The organism is Borrelia duttonii Ly, assembly GCF_000019685.1.
Taxonomy (GTDB): Bacteria; Spirochaetota; Spirochaetia; order Borreliales; family Borreliaceae; genus Borrelia; species Borrelia duttonii.
The window spans coordinates 290,741-303,168 of the sequence record NC_011229.1 but is presented as its reverse complement, the minus strand read 5'-3'; the positions used below and the strand labels follow the sequence as shown (position 1 = coordinate 303,168).

Below are 12,428 nucleotides of genomic sequence, written 5' to 3'. Positions count from 1 at the left end.
TTAAATTTGAATAAAAAATTAAGTTTTTTGTTGTTATTTGGAGTTGTAAATTTTGCATTTGCTCAAACCAAGTCTTTGCAACCTACTACTGGATTGAATTTTCCATTTGTTGATTTTTTAAATTCTTTTGGTGGTGGCATAGTTTTTCCTCTGCAACTTTTATTAATATTAAGCATCATAACGCTTTCTCCAGCTTTTTTGGTTTTGATGACTTCCTTTTTAAGGATAGCAATAGTATTGGATTTTATTAGAAGAGCATTATCACTTCAGCAATCACCACCTAATCAGGTAATAATGGGATTAGCTTTATTTTTAACTCTTTTTACTATGTGGCCAACTTTTAACATAATATATAAAGATGCATATTTACCTTTGAGAGATTCTAAAATAAATTTTAATGAATTTTATGATAGAGGGATTGCTCCACTTAGAAATTTTATGTATAAACAGATGTCTAATAGTAGGCATGAGGAGATTAGATTGTTTATGAGTATTAGTGATTATGCAAAACCTAAAAACTTTAGTGAAGTTCCAACACATGTTCTTATTGCATCTTTTATTTTACATGAACTCAAAGTTGCTTTTAAAATGGGTATTTTGATCTTTTTACCATTTATAATAATAGATATTATTGTAGCTGCAGTTTTAATGGCAATGGGTATGATAATGTTGCCACCTGTAATAATATCATTACCATTTAAGCTTATACTTTTTGTTATGGTGGATGGTTGGACTTTGATTACTAGTGGACTTATAAAAAGTTTTATGTGAGGTCATAAGTGACAACTGGACAAATTATTTATTTGATTAAAATATCTATTGAAAATATTATTATTCTCTCAGCGCCAATGTTAATTACAGCTCTTATAGTTGGTCTTTTAGTTTCAATTTTTCAGGCTGTTACTTCGATTCAAGATCAAACACTTAGTTTTATTCCCAAAATTATTATAATACTCTTAGTTCTTGTGATATTTGGACCTTGGATTTTAAAGAAACTTATGCAATTTACGTTTTTAGTTTTTAATCAGATACAAAATATGTAAATGTCTGGATTAATCTATGAATATGGATTTTTTGATTTTAAAGTCTTTTGTGGTTTTACCTATTTTTATTAGAATTTTTATTTTTTTAAGATTTTCACCTTTTTTTTCGACTATTAAAATGGGTTATTTAAATTTTTTCTTTTCATTGATTTTGTCCATTATTGTTGTAGATAAGGTAAATGTTGTCTATCCTTTGAATAATTTGACTGCATTTGTATTAATATTGCTAGGAGAGGCTATTTTAGGACTTATTCAAGCTTTTTTTGTAAGTATTATTTTTAATGTGTTTCATTTACTTGGTTTTTTTTTCTCAAATCAGATGGGACTTGCTTATGCAAATATTTTTGATGTTTTTGCAGAAGAGGATAATTTGGTAATATCTCAAATATTTACTTATCTTTTTTTGATTGTGTTTTTATCAAATGATTTTTTATTTCGTTTTTTAGTTATTGGGGTTTATGATTCTGTCTTAAATGTTAGAGTTGAGAATATGGTTAATATAAAGAATTATGAATTTATAAAGTTAGTATTTTATTCTTTTGCTATTCTTTTTGAAAAATCTTTAATAATGTCTCTTCCAATATTAGGAGTTCTTTTACTTTTATATTTAATTTTAGGTATAATTTCCAAAACATCTCCTCAAATTAATTTATTAATGATTAGTTTTGCGATTTCTTTGGGATTGGGATTAATTGTTTTATATATTACTTTTCCAAGTTTTGTGATATCTGTTAAAAGAGTAATTGAACTTAGCTTAGAATCTATGCGTAATGCATTAAATTTATTTTCTGAGACTTTAAAATGAATACTAGAGATGAATTTTTAAATAAAAGTTGGTATATACCCCTTAATTTTTTTGCCTCAGAGGATGAGGGCAGAACTGAAGTTCCTACTGAGCAAAGAAAACAAAAAGCAAGAAGAGAAGGTCAAGTGTTAAAATCAATAGAAATTAATTCATCCATTTCTCTTTTTATATTGTTTGCTGTATTTTTTTTTATGTTATCTTATTTTGCTCAAGAATTAATGGATATTTTTAAATGGCAGGCTAGTAAGTTACCAGAAGTAATGTCAATTAGTATTTATTCATTGAGTTTTGCATATATTAGACCTCTATTTAGATATGTGAGTATATTTTTTATAGTGTCTTTTATAGTTGGATTTTTAGTTAATATTATGCAAGTTGGCTTTGTTATGACTCTTAAGCCTATAATGCCTAAATGGGATAGAATAAATCCAAATTTTTCAAAATGGATGAAAAATTCTTTTGGTTCAGTTGATGCTTTTTTTAATTTGTTTAAAAGTTTATTGAAAATTGCTATAATATCTTTTATATATTATATTATGCTGAAAAGCAATATAGGTAAAATTTCAAAAATGCCTGAGTATAGCCTTGAAGGCGGTATTTCTGTAATATTAAGTCTTGCTTATAGAATATGTTTTTTTTCAGTGATGGTATTGATGGGTCTTAGTGTACTAGATTATCTTTTTCAAAGAGCTCGTTATATTGAGAATTTGAAAATGACAAAAGAAGAGATCAAGCAAGAGCGAAAGGAAATGGAAGGAGATCCTCTGCTCCGTTCTAGAATGCGGGAGCGAATGAGAGAAATTTTAAATGTTAATTTGAGGGTAGCAGTTCCTCAAGCAGATGTGGTAATTACAAATCCAGAGCATTTTGCTGTTGCTATTAAATGGGATAGCAATACTATGTTAGCACCAAAAGTGCTTGCAAAAGGACAAGATGAAATTGCATTTGTAATTAAACAAATTGCAAGAGAAAATAATGTTTCTATAGTGGAAAATAAGCCACTTGCAAGGGATCTTTATGCTAATGTTGATATTAATGAAGAGATTCCAAGAGAATATTGGGAAATTGTTTCTAAAATTCTTGTGAAGGTATATTCTATTGCTAAAAAATTTAATTAGAGGTTTAAGTTATTGGACTTAGAGAAAAATTCTTTATTAGGGTATTTTGGGCTTAATAATAAAGCTGATTTAATAGTTTCAGTTGGATTAATACTTATTGTTGCTGGCTTTATTTTACCTCTTCCTGCATTTATTTTAGATGCTTTGATTGCGATTAATTTAATGATGAGTCTTTTAATTATTCTTATTGTTCTTTATTCTAAGCGTCCACTCGATTTTTCGGTTTTTCCAACACTTTTACTTGTTATGACTATTTTTGGTCTTGTTTTAAATATTTCTTCTACTAGATTAATTTTGATCAAAGGAATCAATTTTGATGGTCAAATGATAAGAACCTTTGGAACATTTGTTGTTGGAAGTTCTGGAACTCAAGGTCTTGTTGTAGGATTTATAATATTTCTTATTATTATTGCTGTTCAGTTTATTGTTATAACAAAAGGTGCTACTAGAGTTGCTGAAGTTGCTGCTCGTTTTGCTCTTGATGCTCTTCCTGGTAAACAAATGGCTATTGATTCTGCTTATAGTTCTGGGAATTTGACAGAAGAAGAGGCTACAAGACAAAAAAATGATTTGCAATCTGAAGTGAATTTTTATGGTGCTATGGATGGTGCTTCTAAATTTGTTTCTGGGAATGTGAAAGTTGGATTTTTAATAACTCTTATAAATATTCTTGGAGGGCTTATAGTAGGAGTAACCCTTCAAGGTCTTAATTTTAATGATGCAATTAATAATTATGTGTCTTTAACTGTTGGAGATGGGCTTGTTTCTCAACTTCCAGCTTTATTGATTTCAACAGCAACAGGTCTTATTGTTACTAGGTCGATATCAAAAAATAGTTTTGGAGGGGAAATTTTTGAACAATTTACTTCCTATGCAGGAATTTATTGGATTGTATCTGGATTTTTGCTATTTTTGGCATTTCTTCCAGGATTTCCTACATTAATACTGATTCTTTTGAGTTTATTGATAGGATTTTTTGCTTATTCACTCTCTAATTTATCTAGGGATAGAGAACTTTATGAAAAACAGAAAGCTGAAGAGCAAATATTAAGTTATGCGGATAAGGAAATTACACCAGTAGTACCTTTAGATCCATTGGCTTTAGAAATTGGATATAATCTTGTTCCAATAGTTGATGATTCTAAAACATCAGAACTTCTTGATCGTATTGTAAAAATACGTCGTGAGATTGCTCTTGAATTTGGAATAGTTGTTCCTAAAATTAGAATAGTGGATAATATGCGGCTTGAGCCAAATGAATATTCATTTAAACTTAGAGGAGTGGAGATTGGGCATGGAGAGATTAAGTTAGGTAAGTTTTTGGTTATAAATGTAGGTTTGGATTCTGGTCTTGAAGGAGATCTTACAAAAGATCCGTCATTTGGTCTTCCATCTATTTGGGTGAATGATGATGTGAGAGAAATTGCTGAGAAATTGGGCTATACTGTAGTTGATCCACCTTCAATTATTGCGACGCATATGACTGAACTTATTAAGAGACATTCTTATGAGATTTTAACACGTCAAGATGTTCAAAATATTCTTGATGTCTTTAAAAAAGATTATGGAGCTATTGTTGAAGAAGTTTTAAAAGATTTTTCGGTTGGAGAGATTCAAAGAGTGTTACAAGGTCTTTTGCGAGAACAAGTTTCAATACGTAATTTAGTTACAATTTTTGAAACAATAGCTGATTTTACAAATGTTACTAAAGATACATTTTTTTTAATTGAGAAATGTAGGCAAGCAATTGGAAGGCAAATAGTTAATGTATATCTGGACTCTAATTTAGAGCTTAATGTAATAACAATTAATCCAGAATTTGAACAGAAGATAATTGATTCAAGATTTGAGGCCAATAACGATCTTGTAAGTTCCCTTGATCCAAATTTAAAATCTAAATTTCTTTATGAACTCTTTGTACTTGTAAATGAAGTTCAATCGCAAGGATATTATCCCATTATATTATCTAGTGAATCGGCACGTCCTGTAATAAGGGTTTTAACAAGTAGAGAGCTTTCAGATGTTGTTGTTATATCTGTTTTAGAGGTTCCTAAAAATGTTAAAGTTAATGTACTTAAAACAGTAGAGGTTGAAGAGTAATATTATGGTTCAGTATTTTACAGAAAGAGGTCCTACTTATAATGAAGTTATAGAAACTGTTAAGAGAAAGTATGGAAAAAATGCTAGAGTTATGACTTATAAGACAATATCTCATGGAGGAATATTTGGATTATTTAGTAGGGATTGGATTGAGGTTTCAGGTTATGTTAGGTATGACATTGGACAACAGCAAATAAATGTTGAGGAAGAAAAACGTAAGATTCTTCAAAGTATTAAAAAAGAAGAGACTTCTTCAATTGAAGATGTAATTAAGGAAGTTAAATCTCTTAAAAATGAACTTGCACATAAAAAGGAAGAAATTAATCATCCAACTATTTTAAAAATAGAAGATATTTTACGTAGTAATGATTTTTCTGAAAGTTATATTAGAGATATTAATAATTTTATTAAAAAGGAATTTAGTTTATCTGATCTTGATGATTATGATAAAGTCAAAGATAGTGTAATAATATATATTGCTAAAACTATTAAATGTTCAGGTTCTCTTATTGATAATCTTAAGAAAAGGATTTTTATTTTAGTTGGGCCAACGGGTGTTGGGAAGACTACTACCATTGCAAAACTTGCAGCGATTTATGGTATTAATAGTGATGATAAGAATTTAAATATTAAGATTATTACTATTGATAATTATCGAATAGGTGCTAAAAAACAAATTCAGACGTATGGTGATATTATGGGAATTCCTGTTAAAGCAATTGAATCTTTTAAAGATTTAAAGGAAGAGATTACACAGTCAAAAGATTTTGATCTTGTTCTTATTGATACAATTGGTAAGAGTCCTAAGGACTTTATGAAACTTGCTGAGATGAAAGAACTTCTTAATGCTTGTGGTCGTGATGCTGAATTTCATTTGGCTGTAAGTTCTACGACAAAAACATCAGATATAAAAGAAATATTTCATCAGTTTTCTCCTTTTAGTTATAAAACTGTGATTTTTACAAAGCTTGATGAGACAACATGTGTTGGTAATTTGATAAGTTTGATTCATGAAATGAGAAAGGAAGTTTCTTATGTTACTGATGGGCAAATTGTTCCTCATAATATTAGTATTGCAGAACCGCTTACCTTCATTAAAAAAATAAATGGATATAGAATAAGTGATGATGTTGAATTTATTCGAAAGCTAAAAAGTAAATCTTATTATTAAGGATAATATATGATGGAAGATCAGGCTCAAAGTTTACGTGATATTATGAGATTAAATAATAAGTCTAGCTTTGTTGTTGATGATAAAATACAAAATAATAAAACAAGATTTATTTCTGTTACTAGTGGTAAAGGTGGTGTTGGGAAAAGTAATATTGCTGTGGGGCTTGCTCTTAAATATGCACATCTTGGTAAAAAAGTTTTAGTTTTTGATGCAGATATTGGTATGGCTAATATTAACATTTTACTTGGAGTGATTCCAAAGTACAATATTTATCATATGATTGTACAAGGTCGCTGTATCCAAGACGTAATTACTAAGACAGAATATAATATTGATCTCTTAGCTGGTGCTTCTGGAACAACAGAACTTTTGGATTTGTCAGAAACCGAGATGAACCAGTTTATAAAAGAATTATTAAAAGTTTATGAATATGATATAGTGATAATAGATACTAGTGCTGGAATTTCAAGACAGGTTATTTCGTTTTTGTTCTCTAGTGATGATGTGGTTATTGTAACAACTCCAGAACCTACCTCCATAACTGATGCTTATGGTATCATTAAGGTTTTGTCTCATAAGATGGAAAATTTAAAAAATTTAAGACTGGTTGTAAATAGAGTTGCTAATGTTAGTGAAGGAAAAATAGTGGCTAAGAAAGTTGTTGATATATCGAATCAGTTTTTGAATTTAAATGTTGATTATTTAGGTTATGTTTATGAGGATCAAAATATTAAAAATTCTGTTTTTAAGCAGAGACCTTTTATTTTATTGAATCCTAATAGTAAAGCTAGTTATTGTCTTGATTCTATTGTTGCTGCTCTTGAAGAGATTACTCTTGATAATAAAAAAAGGAGAGGTGTGATAGGTTTTATATCTAAATTTTTTGGCATGGAATAGGTAATTATGTTATTTGGGAAAAAAAGCAAGTATGTTTTATTATTTAGTTCATTTGCATTTATTCTTGCGATGATTCTTGGTATTTTTGCTCGGGTGTCTTTTTTGACAGTATTATTTAGAGCATTTCTTCAATTTTTAATTTTTTTTGCTATAGGACTTTTAATTGAATTTATATATAACAAGTATTTGTATGAACTCTTTAAAGATAATGATTTGAGTAGTAATAAGGATGTTATTAATAAAAATGATAATTCTCAACCTGAACCTAATGATATAGATTCTTCCTTGATAAAGGATTTTTCAAGTAAGAATGATAAAGTTGATAATAGCAATTATGATTTTTCTGAAGACTTGAACAAGTATGCGGATGTTAGAGATAGGCAAAATAATGTTAATTTTGAGAGTAAATTATCAGAACAGATTTCATATGTTAAGAACAGTGATCCCAAAGTTGTTGCTGATACTATTAAGACTTTGATTAATAAAAAGGAATAATTATGACTGATATTGGTGATTTTGCTGATTTAAGAGAAAAAATAAGACGATATTTAGAGAGAGAAAATAAGGTTCGTTTAATAGAAATAGAAGCGGATACTCTTGAAGAGGCTTTAAATGATGCTTCTTTGGAACTTTCAGTGCCATATAAAGATTTGGATTATGAGATTTTAGTACGTGGAAATAATGGGATATTTGGGTATGGTGAGAAGAAATGGAGAATAGTTGCTTATAAAAATTCTTATTCAAAATTTGGGGTTCTTGATGTTTTAAGTTCACAAAGCGAATCTGATGAGAGTATTTCTTTGGATGGAAAGTTTTTTATAAGAAGAAGTGCCAAGGGAGTATTTTTAAAAGTTACACCTGCTCAAGGAGGAGGAAGTGTTGTTACTTTTAAGGATGTAATGGATAAATTTGCATCTTATAGTAATATTAAAAATTTGGATAAGAATTTTGTTAGAACAATAGTTGAAAATGCTAGTGGTGAATATGAACGTGTCTCTGATTTTGATGCTGAACTTGCAGAGAGTGTAACTATGATGGTTCATATATCAGAAGACTCAATGTCAGTAACTATTGAATTTACTACTCCTGGACCTAATGGTGCTGAAGTTTTAGAAAAAGATATTTTTAATATTCTTAAAAAATATGGAGTCGTAGATAAAGCATTGCTTCGAAATAAAATAAAAGAATTTGTGGACTATCCATTTTATGGTGAATCAATTGAGATGGCAAAAGGAGTTAATTCTGTTAAAGGAAGGGATGCTTATGTTAATTTTGTTGTGAAGAGTAAGTATTCAGCTGAATATGGTGCTATGGGTAATGAATTTAGGAATGTTAATAAGGGAGATGAGCTTGCAGAAATTGTTCCTTTGTCAAGGGGTATTGATGGATATACTGTTTTTGGAAAGATATTAAAAGCAGAGAGTGGTCGGGAATTGAATTTGGTTTTGGGAGAGAATACTTTAAGGGAAGGAAATAAAATTCTTGCAGGATGTGATGGATATATATTTATTGAGAATGGTATTATTGCTGTACATAATGTTTATGTTGTTGATGGTGATGTTGGTCCTGCTACTGGTAATATAGTGAATAACGGTATGGTATTAATTAAGGGAAGTATTTTGGATGGATATAATGTTATGGCTAAGAGTGGAATAGAGGTTAATGGACTTGTTGGTAGATGTAATTTGAGTACAGATGGCTCTATTGTTCTTCGTAGTGGAGCTAATGGTAAGGGTGGTTCGGAAATTTATGCTAAGAAATCTATTAAATCTAAATTTTTAGAAAATGTTGATGTACGATGTGAGGGTAATATTGAAGTTGTAAGAGGAATTGTTAATTCTGTTGTTTCTTGTACAAAAAAGGTACTCTGTATTGGGAAAAAATCTAAAATAGTTGGTTCTGATATTCATGCAAGAGAGGAAGTTAGAGCGTATTCTATTGGATCTGAGGGTAATGCTGAGACTGCTGTTTGTGTTGGGTGTGATCCTGAAATAAAATCTTTATTATCTAGATTTAATGAGTATCTTGTCAAAATAGAGAAACGTCTTGAGGTTTTAACAAAAGATATTTCTGCTTTGAAGAAAAATATTCAGATTACTGTTGATAAGGCCGAAAAGTCTTTAAAAATTGATAGTTGTAATGAACTTATTAATGAGAGAGATATTTTAATTTTAGAAATAAAAATGGTAAAAGATAAACAAGAAAGTTTACAAAGGGCACTTGAAAATAGTAAGACTGATGGCAAAATTTTTGTTGAATATATAGCTTATGCTGGGGTTAAGTTGTATATTAAAGATGCTTATTATGAGCTTCCAAGGGATTATCATAATATTACTTTTGTAGAGGATGACGGTATTATTAAAATGGTAGCTTATGTTCCTTTTGAGTCTAGATAGTTTATAAATTATAGGAGGGGCTTTTGGATATTAATATTTCATCTGAAGTTACAAAGATAATTACACAGGGTGCTTTTAAAGCGAGTGAAGTTTCAAATGAAACTTTGAGAAAAAAAAAGATAAGAGAAACTCAACACTTGAGTTTAAATGAGAGAGAAGATTATCATTATGATTCGGAAATAAATGTCATATTTCCTATTGATGAGCTTAAAGATGATAACTTTAATTCTGTTACAATATCAAAAGTTAAGCATGATGATAAAAATTCTTCTGATTTATATGATATTAATTTACATGATCCAAAGCTTGGGAAGAATATTGATATTGAAAGATAGTTTGGGATAGGGCATTCTGTATGTTTGTTGTTTTTTGTTTCATTTTGATTATATTTACTTTTATATATTTTCATGTATATATTAGTTTAAAAATAAAATCTAATAGCATACTTAAAAAATTTAAGAGTGAAGTAGATAAAACTATTATTGAGATTAATCAAGCTACTGATAGAAATATCAGTATTATTGAAATTAAAATTGAAAGTTTAAATAGAATTATTAAAGAAGTTGATGAGAGAATAGAAATACTTGATCAAAGATTATTGGGATTTAATTCCCATTCAATTTCAATGGTAAATAATAATTTTGGGATTAAAAGTGATAGTGGTTCTTATAAGGGTAATTTAGATTATTCAATACCCACTATTGAGAAAAATATAATAAAAGAGGGATATAATATTCGTAGACAAGTGATTTCACTCTATGAACAGGGAATGTCTTTAGAAGTTATTGCTAAAAAATTAAAATTAGATTTAGGTGAAATTGAATTAATTATTTCAATTCATAGGGGTATTTGATGGAAAAGTGGATAGGAATAGATCTTGGAACTACAAATACTGTAGTGTCTTATTTTGATGTTAATTCTAGAGTGATATTGAATGATAGAGGTGAGAGAATGACACCCTCTATTGTTTCTTTTACAGATTTTGGTGTGATTGTTGGTAGTGCTGCTAAACATCAAATATTGGTAAATCCAGATAAAACTTTTTATAATTTTAAAGTCAATATGGGGACTGATGTTGTTTATCAAGTTGGTGATAATATATATAAAGCCGAAGACATTGCTTCTCATTTATTATTGAATATTAAGATTAATGCTGAAAAATTTTTAGGTACTCAAGTAAGCAATGCTGTTATAACAGTTCCTGCGTATTTTTCTGAAATTCAAAGAAGGGGTGTTGTTAGGGCTGCAGATATTGCAGGATTAAAATGTAGGGCAATACTTAATGAACCAACAGCAGCTGCTTTGTCTTATGCTTTTGAAAAACAAGTAGAAGGATTATTTCTTGTATATGATCTTGGTGGTGGAACTTTTGATGTTACTCTTTTAGAAAAACAAAATGATACTTATACTGTTCTTGCAAGTAAAGGTGAAAATAGACTTGGTGGGAATGATTTTAATGAGGTTGTAGAAAAACATGTTTTAGCTAGTTTTAAAGAAGAATATCCTGATATAAATTTGGATGATATTGTACTTATTGAACAATTAAGAGAGAAAATTGAAGATGCTAAAAAAAATTTATCTACTATGGATGAAGTTAATATTGTATTGCCTTTTACTGATGGTAATCATTTAAATTATAAACTTACAAGAGATGAATTTAATTTAATGATTTGGGATTTTATAGATAGAACTATTAGTCTTACAAATGAATGTATTGCAGATTCAGGTGTTGATCTTAAACATATTTTAAAGATAGTACTCTCAGGAGGTTCAACTAGAATTCCTTTGGTTAAAGATAGATTGAATGAAGTTTTTCCTGAAATTGAAATTTTAGATTCATTAAATCAAGATGAGGTTGTTGCAACTGGTGCTGGTATTCATGCTTTTAGTCTTGCAACTAATGATACTCTTATTGATTTTAAAGATGTTACGCCTTATTCTCTTGGAATTGAAACTTGTAATGATGGGTTTTTTACATTGATTAAAAGAAATACTTTATTACCAGTGTGTGAAAGACAAATATTTACAACAACTAATGATTATCAAGAGGAGATTGAAATTCATGTGTTGCAAGGTGAATATAATAAGGCATCTTTGAATTGTTCAATAAGTAGATTTTTCTTTAGTAATATACAAAATGCTCTAAAAGGTGTGCCAAAGATAGAAATACTTTTCAGGTTGGATGAGAGTGGTATTTTAAGTATTGCTGCAAGAGATTTAGATATTAATGTTTCTAAGTCAATAAAAATAAGAATGACAAGTGCTTCTTTTGATAATAATGAAAAGGAATGTTTGCTGATTTCATCAGGCAATATTAGAGCTAAAGAGATATTAGAAGATAAAATTGAATTATTGTAAATATTTTTCATTTAGGAATTAATTTAATTATTTTATAATTGATATATTATCTTACCAATAATGTCGTTAATGTTTATAAATCCATATTCTCTAGAATCAAGAGAAACTTTTTTATTATCTCCTACTACTAAATAATAATCCTTTGGAATGTATATGCTTTTTAATTTTTGTAGATGTTCTTTATTTATATTGAAGTTTAGGTTATGTATAGATATTATATTTGGCTGTAATTTAATGAATTTTTCTCCTGGGATTGCAAAAATTTTTTTAACAGATATTTTTTTTGTTATAGGGTCCTTGATAAGTACTGTTTCATTTTTTTTAGGTTTGCTCCATAGTACAACATAGGTTTCTTTATTTTTTATTCTAATACCATAAGCTAGCTTATGATTTATTATCCAATTTTGATCTAAAATTGTTGGCAACATTGACGAACCTTTAACTAAATGAAAAGATAGTGACATTTTGATCATTGTTATTAATAACATAAAAGCCAATGTAACGGGAATTAATACTTGTTTGTGGATTTGTAACATT

At 28.7% G+C, this 12,428-nt stretch carries 13 protein-coding genes; 12 read left to right on the top strand and 1 reads right to left on the bottom strand.

Going from position 1 to position 12,428, the window contains the following annotated elements:
- The first annotated feature begins 6 nt into the window (after nucleotides 1-6).
- From fliP to BDU_RS01330, 12 genes are read left to right on the top strand one after another with little or no spacing between them, the layout of a single operon-like run.
- Nucleotides 7-771 carry a flagellar type III secretion system pore protein FliP gene (gene fliP / locus BDU_RS01385; RefSeq protein ID WP_012538041.1) on the top strand — a complete coding sequence of 255 codons (765 nt, stop codon included), beginning with the start codon at nucleotides 7-9 and terminating at the stop codon, nucleotides 769-771.
- An 8-nt stretch (nucleotides 772-779) separates the two neighbouring features.
- Nucleotides 780-1,043 (top strand): flagellar biosynthesis protein FliQ, encoded by a 264-nt coding sequence (gene fliQ, locus BDU_RS01380; RefSeq protein ID WP_012538040.1) that lies wholly within the window; start codon nucleotides 780-782, stop codon nucleotides 1,041-1,043.
- Nucleotides 1,044-1,059: 16 nt separating this feature from the next.
- Entirely contained in the window at nucleotides 1,060-1,848 is a 789-nt protein-coding gene (gene fliR, locus BDU_RS01375) for a flagellar biosynthetic protein FliR (protein WP_012538039.1), read from the top strand.
- A complete protein-coding gene (gene flhB, locus BDU_RS01370) occupies nucleotides 1,845-2,966 on the top strand; it encodes a flagellar biosynthesis protein FlhB (protein ID WP_012538038.1) in 1,122 nt (373 codons plus the stop codon). The genes fliR and flhB overlap by 4 nt, the downstream gene beginning before the upstream one ends.
- A gap of 12 nt (nucleotides 2,967-2,978) precedes the next feature.
- Complete coding sequence (gene flhA / locus BDU_RS01365) at nucleotides 2,979-5,066, top strand: flagellar biosynthesis protein FlhA (protein ID WP_012538037.1); 2,088 nt, start codon at nucleotides 2,979-2,981, stop codon at nucleotides 5,064-5,066.
- A 4-nt stretch (nucleotides 5,067-5,070) separates the two neighbouring features.
- A complete protein-coding gene (gene flhF, locus BDU_RS01360; protein WP_014696151.1) occupies nucleotides 5,071-6,237 on the top strand; it encodes a flagellar biosynthesis protein FlhF in 1,167 nt (388 codons plus the stop codon).
- A gap of 12 nt (nucleotides 6,238-6,249) precedes the next feature.
- Nucleotides 6,250-7,137 carry a MinD/ParA family protein gene (locus BDU_RS01355; protein WP_014696150.1) on the top strand — a complete coding sequence of 296 codons (888 nt, stop codon included), beginning with the start codon at nucleotides 6,250-6,252 and terminating at the stop codon, nucleotides 7,135-7,137.
- A gap of 6 nt (nucleotides 7,138-7,143) precedes the next feature.
- Nucleotides 7,144-7,632 carry a hypothetical protein gene (locus BDU_RS01350; RefSeq protein WP_012538034.1) on the top strand — a complete coding sequence of 163 codons (489 nt, stop codon included), beginning with the start codon at nucleotides 7,144-7,146 and terminating at the stop codon, nucleotides 7,630-7,632.
- Nucleotides 7,633-7,634: 2 nt separating this feature from the next.
- Nucleotides 7,635-9,533, top strand: coding sequence for a FapA family protein (locus BDU_RS01345; protein ID WP_012538033.1), 1,899 nt, complete (start codon nucleotides 7,635-7,637; stop codon nucleotides 9,531-9,533).
- Between the two features lie 23 nt (nucleotides 9,534-9,556).
- Complete coding sequence (locus tag BDU_RS01340) at nucleotides 9,557-9,868, top strand: hypothetical protein (RefSeq protein ID WP_012538032.1); 312 nt, start codon at nucleotides 9,557-9,559, stop codon at nucleotides 9,866-9,868.
- A gap of 20 nt (nucleotides 9,869-9,888) precedes the next feature.
- The gene (locus BDU_RS01335; RefSeq protein ID WP_012538031.1) at nucleotides 9,889-10,386 is read left to right on the top strand and encodes a hypothetical protein; all 498 of its coding nucleotides are present in this window, start codon (nucleotides 9,889-9,891) and stop codon (nucleotides 10,384-10,386) included.
- The gene (locus BDU_RS01330; protein WP_041177695.1) at nucleotides 10,386-11,891 is read left to right on the top strand and encodes an Hsp70 family protein; all 1,506 of its coding nucleotides are present in this window, start codon (nucleotides 10,386-10,388) and stop codon (nucleotides 11,889-11,891) included. The genes BDU_RS01335 and BDU_RS01330 overlap by 1 nt, the downstream gene beginning before the upstream one ends.
- 32 nt (nucleotides 11,892-11,923) lie before the next feature.
- On the opposite strand, the gene lepB is transcribed toward BDU_RS01330, so the two are convergent.
- Nucleotides 11,924-12,427, bottom strand: a complete 504-nt coding sequence (lepB, locus tag BDU_RS01325; protein WP_012538029.1) for a signal peptidase I — start codon at nucleotides 12,425-12,427, stop codon at nucleotides 11,924-11,926.
- Between the last annotated feature and the right edge of the window lies 1 nt (nucleotide 12,428).

Excerpts from the sequence above, each read along its gene's own strand:
- fliR (WP_012538039.1), top strand. The coding sequence starts at position 1,060 with ATGAATATGGATTTTTTGATTTTAAAGTCTTTTGTGGTTTTACCTATT.
- flhB (WP_012538038.1), top strand. The coding sequence starts at position 1,845 with ATGAATACTAGAGATGAATTTTTAAATAAAAGTTGGTATATACCCCTT.
- flhF (WP_014696151.1), top strand. The coding sequence starts at position 5,071 with ATGGTTCAGTATTTTACAGAAAGAGGTCCTACTTATAATGAAGTTATA.
- BDU_RS01355 (WP_014696150.1), top strand. The coding sequence starts at position 6,250 with ATGGAAGATCAGGCTCAAAGTTTACGTGATATTATGAGATTAAATAAT.
- BDU_RS01350 (WP_012538034.1), top strand. The coding sequence starts at position 7,144 with ATGTTATTTGGGAAAAAAAGCAAGTATGTTTTATTATTTAGTTCATTT.
- BDU_RS01345 (WP_012538033.1), top strand. The coding sequence starts at position 7,635 with ATGACTGATATTGGTGATTTTGCTGATTTAAGAGAAAAAATAAGACGA.
- BDU_RS01335 (WP_012538031.1), top strand. The coding sequence starts at position 9,889 with ATGTTTGTTGTTTTTTGTTTCATTTTGATTATATTTACTTTTATATAT.
- BDU_RS01330 (WP_041177695.1), top strand. The coding sequence starts at position 10,386 with ATGGAAAAGTGGATAGGAATAGATCTTGGAACTACAAATACTGTAGTG.
- lepB (WP_012538029.1), bottom strand. The coding sequence starts at position 12,427 with ATGTTACAAATCCACAAACAAGTATTAATTCCCGTTACATTGGCTTTT.